A 15231-nucleotide genomic window follows, 5' to 3' on the forward strand; every position below is an offset into this window, starting at 1 on the left:
TCGTTGTGGCGTCCCGCGGACGCCGGTGGTTCCCGTACACGGCCCGTCCGCCCTCGCTGACGTACGGGAGCGGGGCCGTCATGGCCGTTGCGGCCGAGGCCGCTTGGGCGTCGGCGACGGTCAGCGGGTGGTCGGGTCCCTCGCCGGGTGTACCGGATCCCCGGCCGTGGTCCGTTGGTTCATCCCCGCTGCCCCTCCTGCGCATTTGTATGCCTCAAGCAATTATACGAGCAAACTTTGCAAACAAGCCGTCAAGAACCGTCAAACCGGAGGGGCACGGGCCCTCCGGCCAGGAGCGGGGAGGACCGCCCGCCCGCAATAGCACAGGGACTTTACAGAACGAAACTGTCGATATCCGGCGCCCCTGTTAACGTCGCGGACGACGGGGTGCGCTCGTGCCGAAGGTGGCTTTCATGGATGTGGTCGGTGTCGACGCCTGTGGGCGGCAGGGGTGGGTCGGGATCCGGCTGACCGACGGCGGGTACGCCGGGAGCCTGGTCGCCGCCCGCCTCGCCGACCTGCTTCTCCGCTGCCCCGAAGCGACCGCCGTCGGCGTCGACATCCCGCTCGGCCTGCCGGAGTCCGGCTGGCGCGCGGCCGACCGCGCCGCGAAGGCGTTCCTCGGCGCCCGGCACAGCAGCGTCTTCATGGCCCCGCCCCGGCCGGTCTGGGAGGTGCCGGACCACCCGGCGGCGAACTCCCTCTGCCGCGACCTCACCGGGAACGGACTGAGCCGCCAGGCGTTCGCCCTGCGCGCCAAGGTCCTGGACGCACGCGAGTGCTGGACCCTCGACCCGGAACGGATCCACGAGGTCCACCCCGAGGTCGCGTTCCGCGCGATGGCCGGCACGCCCCTCGCCCACGGCAAACGGAGCTGGGGCGGCCAGGTGCTGCGCCGCGCGCTCCTCGCCCGGCAGGGCATGTCGCTGCCCGACGCGCTCGGCGCGGCGGACACCGTACCGGCGGACGACGTCCTCGACGCCGCCGCGGCGGCGTGGTCCGCCCACCGTGTCGCCACCGCCCGTTCCGTCCGCCTCCCCGACCCGCCGGAACGCGACGCGGCGGGCCGCCCGATCACCATCACGTATTGAAGCGAGCCGGACGGGTCCGCCGCGGCTGAACGGCCGGGCGCGCCGGGCCGGTCGGCCGGGCGCCGCCCCGGCGGACGCGCGAGTGTCGCCCCGGCGGACGCGCGAGTGTCGCGGCGGCGGGCGCCGTCAGCCGTCGCCCACCTGCCGTGCCACCTGCTCCAGCCGGTGCCGGTAGCTCTCCCACCAGGCCCGCCCACCGGACGGTGTGCCGTCCTTGCCCTTCAGCTCACCGACCGCCCCGTCGATCAGCTCACGCACGATGTCCGCGTGGCCGGCGTGCCGGTGGGTCTCGGCGATCACCCGTACGACGACGTGGTGCAGCGTCACTTCGCGCCGCTCCTCGGGCCACCAGGGAACGCGGCCCGTCGCGTCCAGTGCCAGCGCCTCGATCGTGCGGTCGGAGTGTCGCCAGGCCCGCCGGTACAGCTCCACGATCTGTTCCCGCGACTCTGCGGCGGTGGCCCACATGTCGGCGTTGGTCTCGGCGTCCTGCGTGTACCACCAGGGCGGCGGCTCCCCGTCGAAGTACGGCCGTCCGAACGCGTCGCCCAAGTACCCCAGTTCCACCCCGGCGACATGTTTGACCAGCCCCAGCAGATTGGTGCCGGTGGGTGTGAGCGGGCGGCGGACGTCGTATTCGGACAGTCCGTCCAGCTTCCACAGCAGGGCCTCGCGGGCGTCCTGCAGATAGCGGTGAAGGTCCGCTTTCGGGTCCGGTTCAACCATGGCGGGCAGTCTCGCACCCGGCACCGACACCGGGCCTCGGCCGGATGCCGCGCGGGAGCGTCATCCGCCGGGCGGGCGGAGTGAGGACAAGGCCGCCCCATCAGGGCCTGGGCACACCCGGAGTCCACACCTGCCTGGACCGCGAGGCGCAGGGCCGCGCGGTCCTGGACTCCGTCCGGGCGGCCCGGCGTCTGACCGCGGCACACCTCCCCGACTCCGGACCGGTGGCTCTCTACGGCTACTCCCAGGGCGGCGCGGCGGCGGCCTCCGCGGCCGAACTCGCCCGCACCTACGCGCCGGAGCTGAACGTCAGGGGCGCCGTCGTCGGCGCGCCCCCGCGGACCTGGACACGGTGGCCGACAGCCTCGACGGCTCCGCGTATGCGGCGCTCCTCCCCTATGCCCTCGCCGGGCTCGGCGCCGCGTACGGCGTCGACATCGACCCGTACCTGAACTCCCGGGGCCGGCAGGTGACCCGTGACCTGCGGGACAACCGGTGCACGGCCCAGGCCGTCGGCGCCTACCCGTTCCTGATGGGCCTGTCGTGTCCTGGTCCCGGTCCCGGCGGCTGCTCGTAAGCCGGCTGTCGATCCCGCACCCTCACGGTGGACGGACAGCCGCTGACGGATCGTCTCCGGCACGCCCCGTGGGACAGGATCGTGGCGCGGCAGCGGCTCGGCGAGCGCGGGCCCGGCCTACCCGTCCTGCTCTCGCACAGTGTCCTGGACGACGTCGTCCCACACCGGGCCGGCGAGAGGCTGGCCGCCGACTGGTGCCGGCTGGGTGTGACCGTGGAGTTCACCATCAACCACATCCCCACCCATGTCGCCGCCAGGACGGGCACGAGCGCCGAGGGCGTCCCGTGGCTCGCGGACCGGTTCGCCGGCAAGGCCGCGCCGAGCACCTGCTGAGCCAGGACGGCCGGCAGGTGGGACGGGCCGTGCTGCCGGCATCGGCCCGCTCCGCCCCCGCCGGGAGCCCCCGCGGCCGGGAGCCCTCGCCGTCCCGGACCGCCTCAGCCCTTCACGTGGTCCCGCCACGAGTGCCGCGGCTCGTACCCGAGGACCTCACGGGCCCGCGCCACACTGAGCAGCGTCTCGTACGTGCCGATCTCCCGGGTCAGTTCCACCCCGGGGAAGACCTCGGCGAGAAGGTCCGCGGAGGGACGGTCCATGATCGTGTCGGCGGCGGCGACGACGTAGCTGGACGCACCCGTGACGGGCGCGGTCAAGCCGAGTCGGCACGCCTGCGCCACGTCGCGCGCGTCCACGTAACCCCACAGGTTCCACTTGCGCGCGTGCGGGTCGGACCAGTATCCGGGCACCAGCGCGTAGTCCTCGACGAGATGGACGTTGGACAGGCGCAGGGCCACGAAGGGAATGCCCGACCAGCCGGCGATCTGCTCGGCCGCGGTCTCGCCCAGGACCTTGGACAGGGCGTAGGTGGAGGTGGGGTGGGGATAGTGGCCCTCGTCCACCGGGGCGTAGTGCGGCGGAACGTCGAAGGGCAGGCCGAGGGTGGTCTCGCTGGACGCCCAGACGACGCGGTCCAGCTTGTGGTGCGCGGCGGCGAGGAAAACGTTGTCATTCATCGCCGTGTTCGTGGTGAGGGTGTGCGGGGCCGGGTAGAGGCCGGGGGCCGGGATGTTGGCCAGGTGGACGACGCTTCCCACCGTGCTCAGAGCGTCCACGGCCTGGCCGTAGTCCGTGAGGTCGGCGCACATCAGCGACACGCCCAGTCCGCTCGCCCACGCCCGTTCGGCCGGCCCCACCGCGACGTCCACGGCAAGCACCTTGTACCCCTGCTCGACCAGCTCCGCGACCACGACCCGGCCGGTCTTGCCGGTGGCCCCCGTGACGGCGACTGTACTCATGCGCTGTGCTCCAGATTCGGACGTTCGCTCCTGATGGCGGTCCCATCCTTGCTCCGGCCGCACCGGGACGCCAGGGCGGTCCGCTGGTCGGACACCCCGGCAGCCGGGGGAACGGCGCCCGCCCGCCGACGACTTCGGCCCGCCGGCCGCGGACGGGCCCGGGGCCGTGCGCGCTCCGCGCCGCGACACAGTCTCCGGGCGCCGGTGTCACCGGTCCACGACGGCCGGGGAGCTGCCCGGCACGGCCGCGCCGTCCGGGGTGGATCCGGCACCGCGCCGGGTCCGGCGGTGTGCCGTGCCGTCCCGGCCCCCACCGTCCGCCGTGGGTGCGACGTGTACCGGGTGTGCGAGCACCGACTGGTGGAGATAGCCCAGTTCGTTCCACGGGCTGGACTCCGGTTGTGTGCTGCCCCGGTCGTCGGTGGCCCGTACGCGGACGGTGTGCACGCCGGGCGCCGGAGTCCAGCCGAACTGCCAGCGCACCCACACGCCCGGCGTCGCCGGTGTGGTGATCAGAGCTTCCTGCCAGGGCCCGTCGTCGATCCGGTACTGGACCCCGACGACCCGGTTCTCCCCCGCGAACGCCCGTCCCCGGATCGTCTGCGGGCGCGGCCGCAGCCGTGCCGGCCAGGGCAGTTCCACCAGGCTCGTCACGGTGAGCCCGGTGATCGCCGGGCCGAGCGCGGGCCCGGACGCCGGGACGTCCCCTCCGATCAGTACGTAGTCCTCGGTGTTCCAGGGCACGTACAGGGTCTCCTCCGAGACCTCGATACGGCCCAGCCACTTGATGCCGGCCGCGCCCAGCCAGCCGGACACCACGAGGCGGGCCGGGAATCCGTGGTCGGGCGGGAGCACCTCCCCGTTCATGGCCAGCGCGACCAGGGTGTCCTCGGCCCGCGCCTTGGCCAGCGGCAACGGACGGCGGGCCCGGATCTCGTCGAGCCCTTCCGGCATGACCTCGCGCGCGCCGGGAGTGATCCCGGCCGGTTCGAGCAGGTCGCGCAGCCGGACGCCGGTCCACTCGGCGGTGCCGATCGCACCGCGTCCCCACGGGGTGCCGACGAACCGGCGCCCGACCTCCTCGCCGAACAGCACCCGGCGGTTGCCGGCGCACTCGATGGTGCGCACCACGGACACCAGCGGAAACCGGTTCCACAGGTCGTCGTAGGTGTAGGCGACCGGTTCACGCGCCCCGGTGCCCTCGATCCGCAGGGTCCACGTCCGCGGGTCCAGGCGTGGGGTGGGCGCGTGGCTGCGGATGAAGAAGCGGTCGTTCGGGGTGAGGAAGCCCGGCATGCGGTCCGGTCGGGTTCCGTAGTCCAGGCCCGTACCGGTGTCCTCCATCAGCTCCGCCGGGGTGGGTTTGACCACCTTGCGGATCGTCGCGGGATCGGGTGTCCCCTGGGTGTTCGTCGAGCCGGACATGGGTCCACCCTGCGCCTGGTCCCGGGCATCCGGTAGGGGGCTGATCCCGATGGGTGCATAACCCGGACCTATGGGTCCGGACTGCTGCGGGGGTGCGCCGCGGGGCCTTCGTCCCGTGCGGCGCCGCCGCCGGCCCGGCCGGCGGGCGCCCCCGCGCGCAGGCCGTCCATCACCAGGTCCAGGAGCCGGGTCGAGCGGGTCTGCCAGTCGCCGTTCGGGTCGATCTGGAAGACGCCCGCGATGGCGAGGGCGAAGTCGTCGGCGGTCAGCCCGGGGCGGATGGTCCCGGCTTCGTGGTTGGCGTCCAGCAGGAGTCCGATCGCGGCGAGCAGCAGCGGGTGGCCCGCTTTCGTCGGCCCGCCGGTGGCGCTGGTGGCCTGGCTCAGCGCGCCGGCCAGTCCGGTCTTGGCCATCGCGTACTGGGCCAGCCGGTCCATCCACGCGCGCAGGGCCCGGTCGGGCTCCCGCGTCTTCAGCAGTTCGGCCGCGCTGTCGGTGAGCTGGCGCAGTTCGCGCCGGTACACCTCCAGGACCAGCGTCTCGCGCGTGGCGAAGTTACGGTAAAAGGTGGCCTGCCCGACCCCCGCCTTCTTGGCGATCACACTCAACGGGACGTCGTGGGAGCGCATCAGCTCGGTCAGCGCCACCTCCAGGATGCGCTCGCGGTTGCGCTGGGCGTCCGAGCGCCGGGGGGTGTGGCTGCTCGGCTCCATTGGCCTGTTTCCGCCGCTCATGCCAGACCCCCCTTGTCAAGTGGACAACTGTCCGTTACGTTTTCCGGAGTAATGGACTGCTGTCCGTTTGGTTCCACCCTAGCGGCAGACATGACCGGGCGGATCGCCGCCGACATGCGCGACCGGCCGAGGTGAAACCTCCAGGACGTGTGGAAGAAGGCTGATCATGGCTCTGTCGACGACCAGCACGATCACATTGCACATCAACGGTGAGAAGCACACGCTGTCCGTCGACCACCGCACCACACTGCTCGACGCCCTGCGCGAGCGGCTCGGTCTGACCGGCACCAAGAAGGGCTGCGACCAAGGACAGTGCGGCGCGTGCACCCTGCTGGTCGACGGGCGCAGAACCGTCTCCTGTCTTCAGTTCGCGGTGGCGGCCGAGGGCCGGGAGATCACCACCGTCGAGGGTCTGGCGGACGGCGACCGGCTGCACCCGGTCCAGCAGGCGTTCCTCGACCTCGACGGCTACCAGTGCGGCTACTGCACACCCGGGCAGATCTGCTCGGCCGTCGCGGTGATCGAGGAACACGCGGCCGGCTGGCCGAGCGCCGCCACCGACGACGTCCGGCCCGAAGCGGGGCCGCCACCCCTGACCGAGGCCGAGATACGGGAGCGCATGAGCGGCAACCTGTGCCGCTGCGGAGCCTACGTGGCGATCGTCGACGCGGTCGCCCGCGCCGCCGCGGGTGAGGGTGCGGAGGCCACGGCATGAAGGAGTTCGAATACCGGCGCGCACACGACGTCTCCGGCGCGCTCGCCCTGCTCGACGCCGACCCACAGGCACGCTTCCTCGCCGGGGGCACCAACCTCGTCGATCTGATGCGGACCGGCGTCGAACGCCCGGCCCGGCTCGTCGACGTGCGCGAACTCCCCCTCGACCGGATCGAGCCGACCGCGGACGGCGGCCTGCGCATCGGGGCCACCGTCACCAACAGCGACCTCGCCGCACACCCCGACATACGCAGCCGCTACCCGGCGCTGACCCAGGCGGTGCTGGCCGGGGCCTCCGGGCAACTGCGCAACATGGCCACCGTCGGCGGCAATCTGCTCCAGCGCACCCGCTGCGGCTACTTCGCCGACGTCACCAAGCCGTGCAACAAGCGCGACCCCGGCAGCGGTTGCCCCGCGGTGGCGGGCGAGCACCGCAATCACGCGATCCTCGGCGCCTCCGAGCACTGTGTGGCCGTCCATCCCTCGGACATGGGCGTGGCGCTGCTGGCCTTCGACGCCGTCGTCGCGTACCGAACGGCCGACGGGCCGGGCGAGTTGCCGCTCACCGAGTTCTACCTCCCGGTGGGTGACACCCCGCACCAGGAGACCGCGCTGCCGCCGGGGGCGCTCATCACGGGGGTGACGCTGCCCGCGCTACCCGCGGCCGCCGGCTCCCGCTACCGCAAGGTGCGCGAGCGCGCCTCCTACGCCTTCGCCATCGGCTCGGTCGCCGCCGCGCTCGACGTCCGCGACGGCGTCGTGCGCGAGGCGCGGCTCGCCTTCGGGGCGGTCGCGTCCCGGCCGTGGCGGGCCCGCGCCGCCGAACGCGTACTGACCGGTGCCCCTGCGGACGCCGAGACCTTCGCCGCGGCCGCGGCCGCGGAACTGGCCGCCGCACAGCCGCTCGCGCACAACGGATACAAGGTGACGCTGATGCGCAACCTCGCGGTGGCCGTGCTGACCGAACTCGCCGAGGAGGCCGCCCGATGACCACGACCACCGCGGCACCGGCCGCCCGGTCCGTCGGCACCGCGCACGTCCGCGTGGAGGGCCGGGACAAGGTCACCGGCGCCGCGCGCTACGCGGGAGAGGTCCCCTTCGCCGAACTCGCCCACGGCTGGCTGGTGCTGTCCACCGTCGCCCGCGGCCGCGTCCGCTCGGTGGAGGCCGGTCCCGTCCGTGACATGCCGGGCGTGCTGGACGTCCTGCACCACGGGCACGCCCTGCCGGTCGACGCCGACTGGGTCCTGCCGGTACTGGGCACGAAGCCGGACCCGATCGTCGCCCTCTTCCAGACCGACCAGGTGCCGTACGCGGGCTGGCCCGTGGCGCTGGTCGTCGCCGAGACCTCCGAGCAGGCCAGGGAGGCCGCCGAGGCGCTCGTGGTGCACTACGAGGCGGAACCCTTCGACATCGCGTTCTCCGCCGAACGCCCGGACGCGTACCCGGCGCCGAGTTGGGGTGGGCCCGGAGTCACCGAGAAGGGCGACCTGGAGGCCGAACTCGCCGCGTCCGCCGTCGTCCTGGACGCCGAGTACACCACCCCGCAGGAGCACCACCATCCGATGGAGCCCCATGCGGCGACGGCCCGCTGGGACGGCGACCGCCTGGAGGTCTTCGACTCCAACCAGGGCAGCTCCTGGATCGCGGATCACCTCGCCAAGCTGTTCCGGCTCGACCCGGCGGCGGTCCAGGTCAGGGCCGAACACGTCGGCGGCGCCTTCGGCAGCAAGGGGGATGTCCGCGTCCAGCAGGTGGCCGCCGTGATGGCCGCGACCCTGCTGCGCCGCCCGGTACGGGTGGTCCTGACCCGCCGTCAGATGTTCTCGCTGGTCGGCTACCGCAGCGCCACCACCCAGCGCGTCCGGCTCGGCGCCGACCGGGACGGCCGGCTGCGCGCGCTGGAGCACCGCTCGCTGAACATGACCTCGACCGTGCGGGTGTTCGTCGAGCCGGCCACCTCGGTGTCCCGGGTGATGTACGACGCCCCCGCCCACCACACGGCCAACGAGGTCGTACGTCTCGACGTACCGACCCCGTCGTACGTGCGCGCGCCGGGTGAGGCCCCGGGCTCGTTCGCCCTTGAGTCGGCGATCGACGAACTGGCCGTGCGGTGCGGGATCGACCCGATCGAGTTGCGCATACGCAATGAGCCCGAACGGGGTCCGGTGTCCGGTAACCCGTTCAGCAGCCGCAATGTGATCGCCTGTTTCCGCGACGGCGCCCGCAGGTTCGGCTGGGCCGACCGGGACCCGCGGCCCGGTGTCCGCCGGGACGGACGCTGGCTGCTCGGGACCGGCACGGCCGCGGCCACCTACCACGTGGGGGCCGCGCCCTCCACGGCCTCCGTGACCGCCGAGGCCGACGGCACCTTCAGCGTACGGATCGCCGCCGCCGACATCGGCACCGGAGCCCGGACCGCGCTCACCCTGATCGCCGCGGACGCCCTGGCGGTGGCCCCGGACCGAGTCCGGGTGCACGTCGGGGACAGCGGTTTCGGACCGGCCGTCCTCGCCGGCGGCTCCATGGGCACCCGGTCCTGGGCCTGGGCGATCCGGACGGCGGCCGACGAGCTGCGGGAACGGCTCGTCCCCGGCGTGCCCGTCCCGCCGGAGGGCGTCACCGCACGGGCCGACACCACCGCGGCGGTCGCCGGTCTCGCCCAGCGGGCACCGCGCGAACGGCACACCTTCGGAGCCCAGTTCGCCGAGGTCGCCGTGGATCCCGCGAGCGGCGAGGTACGGGTACGCCGCATGCTCGGCGTCTTCGCGGCCGGCCGGATCGTCAACCCGCTGACCGCCCGGAGCCAGTTCGTCGGCGGAATGATCTGGGGCATCTCCATGGCCCTGCACGAGGAGGCGACCCTGGACCGGGCCACCGGCGGTCTCGTCGGCGCCGACCTCGCGGGCTACCACATCGCCGCGCACGCCGACGTGCCGCACATCGAGGCGTACTGGGTGGACGACCCGGACCCCGACGACCCGGTCGGCATCAAGGGCATCGGCGAGGTCGGGAACGTGGGTGCGGCGGCGGCCGTCGCCAACGCGGTCTGGCACGCCACCGGAGTCCGCCACCGCGACCTGCCGATCCGGCCCGACCGGATCCTGACCGGCGAAGCGCCGGATGCTTGACCTGGCCGGGGATCTCGACCGCTGGGTCGAGGAGGGCCGGGACTTCGCCGTGGCCACGGTCGTGGCCACGAGCGGCAGCGCCCCGCGCCCGCCCGGCGCCGCCCTGGCCGTCGCGGACGACGGCACGGCGGTCGGCTCGGTCTCCGGCGGCTGCGTGGAAGGCGCCGTCTACGAACTGTGCCGACAGGTGCTGGAGGACGGGCAGACCGTCCTCCAGCGCTTCGGCTACAGCGACGAGGACGCCTTCGCCGTCGGCCTGACCTGCGGCGGGGTCATCGACATCCTGGTCACACCGGTCCGCGCGCGAGGATCCCTGAGAGAGGTGGTCCGCTCCGCGCTGGCCGCCGCCGTCCGTGGTGAGCCGGCCGCCGTCGCCCGGGTGGTCCGCGGTCCGGACGAACTCCTCGGCACCGCGCTGCTCGTGCGCGCCGACGGCTCCCACGACGGCGGGCTCGGCGGGCACCCGCGGCTGGACCGGACCGCGGCGGCCGAGGCGCGCGCCCTGCTGGACATCGGCCGTACGGACACCCTCGACCTGTCGGAGGACGGGACGCAGTGCCCCGGCGGCCTCACCCTGCTCGTCGAGGTGAGCACTCCCCCGCCCCGCATGATCGTCTTCGGTGCGATCGACTACGCCGCCGCACTGGTGCGCATCGGCAAGTTCCTCGGCCACCACGTCACCGTCTGCGACGCCCGTCCCGTGTTCACCACGCGGGCCCGCTTCCCCGATGCCGACGACGTCGTGGTCGACTGGCCGCACCGTTATCTGCGGCGCACCCCGACCGACACGCGCACGGTGCTGTGCGTGCTCACCCACGACGCCAAGTTCGACGTACCGCTGCTGGTGGAGGCCCTGCGCAGGCCGGTGGCGTACGTCGGCGCCCTGGGCTCGCGCCGCACCCACGCCGACCGCCTCCGGCGACTGCGCGAAGCGGGCCTGACCGAGGCCGAGTTGGCCCGGCTGCGGTCGCCGATCGGCCTCGACCTCGGCGCCCGGACGCCCGAGGAGACCGCCCTGTCCATCGCGGCGGAGATCGTCGCGACCCGGCACGACGGCACCGGCGCCCCGCTCACCGGCTCCGGCACGCCCATCCACCGGGACCGGGCGGCCCGGGGCACCGAGGTGGTGGTGTGACGTCCCGGAGCCGCCCGCGTCCCGTCCGGGGACGACGTCGCGCTACCGGCGGACGAGGCGCACGGCGTCGGCGATGACGTATCCGTCGGCCGCGTCGGACAGTTCGACGGTGGCGGGCTGACCTGCGGTGAACCAGAAGTCGCCCAACGAGACCCACTGGCTCCCGTGTGCGCGCTGGTCGACACGGACGACGGTGGACCCTCCCGCGTGGTGGACGGTGTAGGGGGCGTCGGACGCCCGGTTGCTCGCCGCCGTGTACCAGACGGCCACCTCGTAGGCTCCGCCGACCGGCACGTCCGAGCGCCAGCGGACCACCGCGTCGCCGGTGCCCGCCGGATGGGTGCGGTAGTTGTCCCCGTAGTAGCCGGTGACGCCGGTCGCCTTGTTCCAGTCGCCCGCGACGGCTTCGTAGCCGGCCGAGTCGTTGTCCACCACGGCGCCCCGGTAGGAGAGGCGGACCGCGTCGGCGGCGATCTCCTGCCCGGCGCCGGCCGAGATCTCGACCGCACCCCCGCCGCCGGCGGAGAACGTGAAGTCGCCGAGGGGCACCCAGGTGCCCCCGCCGGAACTCTGGTCCACGTTGAGGGTCGTCCGGCCCTCGGCGTGCTCGATCACGTACGACGCGCGGGAGGTCAGGGTCTTGTCCGCCGGATACCAGGTGGAGACCGAGTAGACGCCGCTCATGGGTACGTCCGGCCGGAAGCGCGCCTGGGCGCCGCTCGTGCTCGCGGCATGCCGGTGACAGCTCTGCCCGTAGTTCCCGGCGGTCCCTGCCACCCTGGTCCAGGCGCCCGAGACGGTCTCGAATCCGGGGGCGAGGTCGTTGTCCGCGACCGCGTCCGGCACATCCGGGGCGGATCCGCCCGCGGTCAGGGTCAGTTGATCGACTCCGATGCCCTTGTCGCCGCCGTAACCGGGGGCGGCCAGGGTGAACCGGATCGTGTGCCGTCCGGCGTCCAGGGTGACGGTCCCGAGGCGGTAGACCTGGTAGCCCTCGCCCACCGGCACCGCGGGGTCGTCGAGAGCCGCGAGGTCGTTCAGGACCGTCGGGTCGATCAGGCCCTGGGTCAGTGCTCTGTCGTCGACACCGACCCGCAGCAGGCCCCGGTAGCGGTGCCGGTGAACCCGTACGGCCACCTCGTAGGTGCCCGCCGCGGCGACGTCGAAGGGAACTTGTACGTAGTCGCCCGCACCGCCGGGGGCCGTGTAGCCGATTCTCCTGCCGCCCAGGGCGTTGGGGTCGGACACGATCGACGGTGACCCGCCGGTGTCGGTGCGCGCCTCCGGGGTGGCCAGTTCGTAGTCGTACCGGGTGAGCCCGGGGCCGGTGGCGAGGCTGTCCCGCCCCTGGGTCAGCCATGCGAGGTCGAACCGGGCCATCGCGATGCGCTCGGGGAAACTGGGGTCCCCGCCGTCCTTGCCGTAGACCAGCAGGATCGTGCCGTCGGACAGCCGGGCGAGGTCGGAGTAGTAGGACGGGCCGGTGTCGACGACGCGGCTGTAGCGGTAGCTCGCTCCCTCGTCGTAGGAGATCGAGACGGTCATGTTCTCCCGGGCGGACGAGTCCGGCCGGCTGAACAGCAGCCGGTCGACCGAGCCGCCGCTGTACCGGAGCAGGCCGGCGTCCACCGAGTTGAACGGTGCGACCGCGCCGTCGATCACCGGCGCCGACCAGCTCTTTCCGCCGTCGGTGCTGGTCGCGGTGATGCGGTAGCGGGTACCGCCGGAGCCCCACCGGCCGCCCACGACGACCGACCCGTCGTCGCGCTCGTACACGCGGCTCTCGTTGATCGGGTAGGCGGTGTCCACCGGGACGGGGGCGCTTCGCCGCCAGGTGGCGCCGTGGTCGTCGCTGTACAGCATGTCGACGCCGTAGTTGGCGTCCGCGGCGGTCGTGGGGGCCCGGTGGGTGACGGGCATCAGCAGCCGGCCGGTGCGCAGTTGTATTCCGTGGCCCGGGGTCGGGCTGTTGCGTGTCCATCCGTACGGGTTGGCGGCGAACAACGACGTCAGGTCCTCGGGGGCCGACCAGGTGGCCCCGGCGTCGTCGCTCCGCCTGACGAAGACGGACCCCACGCCGTCCGCGTCGGCCGAGCCCTTGTAGAAGAGGAAGACGCGTCCCGTCTGCTCGTCCACGACCGGTGTCGCGCTCCCCCAGCTCTGGCCCGCTTCGGCCGGCACCACGGGCGCACTGGCCGACCAGGTGCGCCCGCCGTCCGTGCTGCGGCGGACGAGCAGGTCCTTGTCCCCGCCGTCGCCGGTCACGAACCGGCCCTCGGTGAAGGTGAGCACCACGTCGTCGGGCAGCGCCTGTCCGCCTCCGGCCGGCGGTACGGTTTTCTCGGGAACGACCGCGAGGCCCTGTACGTGGAAACTGGCGTAGGCGTCCTCGGCGGTCGAATCCCACAGTTCGGATTCGTCGAACGAACCGGCATCGGCCGCGCCCTGGACCGTCGCCGGCATCGCCTGCGCGACCGTCGTCGCCGCCGGGGTTCCGTCCGGGTTCGTCGCCGGGACCAGCAGGGCCAGTGCCAGGGCCAAACTCGTCCCGGCCGCCCGCAGCAGCGTTCTTCGGGAATTCGAGCCAGTCACATCCACACCTCTTCCTGCGCGTTTCCCGTAGCCCGTGCCCGCCGGCCCGTCACCTCATACACGTACAGCTACTTTCGACTTCCCCGCGCATTTCTGGCGCACCGATGTCCCGCCGCATCCAGAGATGTCCATACGGAGCGTCAACCGTTTCCACGAAAAGCCGACGAAGAAAATAAAACAGGCGGCCGTCCGACCGAAACGCGAAAGCGATCCATACCCTAACCACCGGCATACCCACCGTCAACACACAACTTCCGTCGCTCCACCACAGGTTGGCAGCCGCACCGGCACTCACCGAGACGGAATCCCCGGCGAAGGCGGAGGTGATCACGAAGGCCGCGAAAACAGAGAAATGCCGGACATTCAAGACCGCGCCCTCGACCGACGAAAACCCTATTCGCCACGCGAGTTCCAAAGCTATGCTCGCCTCTCCCGTCCGACGGTGCATCACATAAGGCCGTCGACAACCGAGACGAGCAGGCAGTGAATCGAATAATTCATGAGGCATATACGGGCAGGACACCTTCCCGTGCCAGACGCAGAACAGCCCTGACCCTCCTCTCCCTGGCGCTGGCCCTCGGCCTCCTCAGCCCCGTACCAGCCGCGGCCGTCGGGCGTGCGGCCACCGGGGCTCGGGACGCCGTCGCCGCGACGGAGGTGACGGCGAGCGACCGCGATCTGGTGGTCGAGCACTGGCGGGAGGGCGGTCCCGGCGTCAAGGCCGCCGCCGAGGCGGCACTGACCGGCACCGACGCCGACGTGCAGGCGTTCCTGGCCGTGGCCGACGACCTGTCCTTCGAGGACGAGCGGGTGAGTGCCGCGCAGCTCGCCTCGGTCGCCGGCCCCGAACTGCTGACCGCCGCCCGCACCGCGCTGGCCGGGTCCCCCGCCACGCTGGAGGACTTCCTGGACGACGGCTGGGAAGACCCGATGGAGCAGGACAACCGGGTCCTGGCCGCCCAGATCATCGACACGGGCGGCCCCAATGTGCAGGACGCGGGCCGGGCCGCGCTGGCCGGTTCCGCCGAGGACGTCAGGGCGTTCCTCAACGAGACGCAGTACGCGCAGCGTGAGCAGGACGAACGGGTCCAGGTCACGCAGATCATCAGTGCCGGCGGCACCAACGTACGGGCGGCCGGGCAGCTCGCGCTGCGCGGCAGCGCCGCGGACATCACCGAGTTCCTCCAGGTCGGCCGGTTCGTCGCCCTCGCCAAGGACCAGGAGCACGCCACCGTCGCCCAGTTGGCCCAGCAGGCGAAGGAAGCGGGCAAGGAGGCCGCCGCGCAGACCGCGGCCGCCAGGACCGAGTCCGCCAAGGCCGTCAAGGCCGCCGAACTGGCCAAGGACGCGGCGCTGGAGGCCGCCGCCGAGGCGGAGGCCGCCAAGGACGACACCGCGAAGGCCGCGCGTGCTGCCAAGCGCGCCGCCACGGCCGCGTCCCAGGCCGCCGCCTCCGCGCAGAAGGCGATCGACGCGGCCAACGCGGCGAACAACTCGGCACGCGTCGCCGCGAACGCCGCCTCCCGGGCGGCCGCCGCCGCGTCCGGCGCCTCCCAGGCGGCCTCCCGCGCACGCAACGCGGCGGCCGACGCCGCGGTCGACGCCGACGACGCGACTGCCGCCCGGCAGGCCGCCGAGGACGCCCGCGACGCCGCCAGGGGTGCCGACCTCGCCGCCGATGGCGCCGACCAGGCGGCCGTGGCCGCCGACGCGGCGGGCGACGCCGCCCACTCGGCCGCGAGCGCGGGTGCCAACGCCCAGGTCGCCGCCGACGCGGCGGTCGAAGCCGGCAACTACGCCGGCGAGTCCAG

General features: G+C 73.1%; 14 protein-coding genes. 9 read left to right on the plus strand and 5 right to left on the minus strand.

Annotated elements, in window-relative coordinates; translation table 11 throughout:
- Window positions 1–413: 413 nt before the first annotated feature.
- Window positions 414–1091, plus strand: coding sequence for a DUF429 domain-containing protein (locus tag ACFC09_RS41680; protein ID WP_376537614.1), 678 nt, complete (start codon window positions 414–416; stop codon window positions 1089–1091).
- 126 nt (window positions 1092–1217) lie between these two features.
- On the opposite strand, the gene ACFC09_RS41685 is transcribed toward ACFC09_RS41680, so the two are convergent.
- Window positions 1218–1817: a DinB family protein gene (locus ACFC09_RS41685; protein WP_376537616.1), complete on the minus strand. Its 600-nt coding sequence runs from the start codon at window positions 1815–1817 to the stop codon at window positions 1218–1220.
- 44 nt (window positions 1818–1861) lie between these two features.
- On the opposite strand from ACFC09_RS41685, the gene ACFC09_RS41690 reads away from it, so the two are divergent.
- From ACFC09_RS41690 to ACFC09_RS41700, 3 genes are all read left to right on the plus strand, one after another.
- Window positions 1862–2269, plus strand: coding sequence for a lipase family protein (locus ACFC09_RS41690; protein ID WP_376537618.1), 408 nt, complete (start codon window positions 1862–1864; stop codon window positions 2267–2269).
- Window positions 2170–2394 carry a hypothetical protein gene (locus ACFC09_RS41695; RefSeq protein ID WP_376537642.1) on the plus strand — a complete coding sequence of 75 codons (225 nt, stop codon included), beginning with the start codon at window positions 2170–2172 and terminating at the stop codon, window positions 2392–2394. Before ACFC09_RS41690 ends, ACFC09_RS41695 begins: the two co-directional genes overlap by 100 nt.
- 81 nt (window positions 2395–2475) lie before the next feature.
- Window positions 2476–2727 (plus strand): lipase family protein, encoded by a 252-nt coding sequence (locus tag ACFC09_RS41700; protein WP_376537620.1) that lies wholly within the window; start codon window positions 2476–2478, stop codon window positions 2725–2727.
- Window positions 2728–2831: 104 nt separating this feature from the next.
- On the opposite strand, the gene ACFC09_RS41705 is transcribed toward ACFC09_RS41700, so the two are convergent.
- The 3 genes from ACFC09_RS41705 to ACFC09_RS41715 all read right to left on the minus strand — a co-directional run bounded on the left by ACFC09_RS41705 (window position 2832) and on the right by ACFC09_RS41715 (window position 5827).
- Window positions 2832–3689, minus strand: a complete 858-nt coding sequence (locus ACFC09_RS41705) for an NAD-dependent epimerase/dehydratase family protein (RefSeq protein ID WP_376537622.1) — start codon at window positions 3687–3689, stop codon at window positions 2832–2834.
- A gap of 207 nt (window positions 3690–3896) precedes the next feature.
- Window positions 3897–5114 (minus strand): sulfite oxidase, encoded by a 1218-nt coding sequence (locus ACFC09_RS41710; RefSeq protein ID WP_376537624.1) that lies wholly within the window; start codon window positions 5112–5114, stop codon window positions 3897–3899.
- Window positions 5115–5182: 68 nt separating this feature from the next.
- Window positions 5183–5827, minus strand: coding sequence for a TetR/AcrR family transcriptional regulator (locus ACFC09_RS41715; RefSeq protein WP_376537626.1), 645 nt, complete (start codon window positions 5825–5827; stop codon window positions 5183–5185).
- 187 nt (window positions 5828–6014) lie between these two features.
- On the opposite strand from ACFC09_RS41715, the gene ACFC09_RS41720 reads away from it, so the two are divergent.
- From ACFC09_RS41720 to ACFC09_RS41735, 4 genes are read left to right on the plus strand one after another with little or no spacing between them, the layout of a single operon-like run.
- Window positions 6015–6563: a (2Fe-2S)-binding protein gene (locus tag ACFC09_RS41720; protein WP_376537628.1), complete on the plus strand. Its 549-nt coding sequence runs from the start codon at window positions 6015–6017 to the stop codon at window positions 6561–6563.
- The gene (locus ACFC09_RS41725; protein ID WP_376537630.1) at window positions 6560–7552 is read left to right on the plus strand and encodes an FAD binding domain-containing protein; all 993 of its coding nucleotides are present in this window, start codon (window positions 6560–6562) and stop codon (window positions 7550–7552) included. The genes ACFC09_RS41720 and ACFC09_RS41725 overlap by 4 nt, the downstream gene beginning before the upstream one ends.
- Window positions 7549–9693, plus strand: coding sequence for a xanthine dehydrogenase family protein molybdopterin-binding subunit (locus tag ACFC09_RS41730; RefSeq protein WP_376537632.1), 2145 nt, complete (start codon window positions 7549–7551; stop codon window positions 9691–9693). Before ACFC09_RS41725 ends, ACFC09_RS41730 begins: the two co-directional genes overlap by 4 nt.
- Window positions 9686–10828: an XdhC family protein gene (locus tag ACFC09_RS41735; RefSeq protein ID WP_376537634.1), complete on the plus strand. Its 1143-nt coding sequence runs from the start codon at window positions 9686–9688 to the stop codon at window positions 10826–10828. Before ACFC09_RS41730 ends, ACFC09_RS41735 begins: the two co-directional genes overlap by 8 nt.
- 42 nt (window positions 10829–10870) lie before the next feature.
- Here ACFC09_RS41735 and ACFC09_RS41740 read toward each other — a convergent pair whose 3' ends face one another.
- Window positions 10871–13420, minus strand: a complete 2550-nt coding sequence (locus ACFC09_RS41740; protein ID WP_376537636.1) for an exo-alpha-sialidase — start codon at window positions 13418–13420, stop codon at window positions 10871–10873.
- 483 nt (window positions 13421–13903) lie between these two features.
- Here ACFC09_RS41740 and ACFC09_RS41745 point away from each other — a divergent pair.
- On the plus strand, window positions 13904–15231 hold a 1328-nt coding region (locus ACFC09_RS41745; protein WP_376537638.1), incomplete at its 3' end, for an ALF repeat-containing protein.

The organism is Streptomyces sp. NPDC056161 (genome assembly GCF_042268025.1).
In the GTDB taxonomy this organism is placed as follows: Bacteria; Actinomycetota; Actinomycetes; order Streptomycetales; family Streptomycetaceae; genus Streptomyces.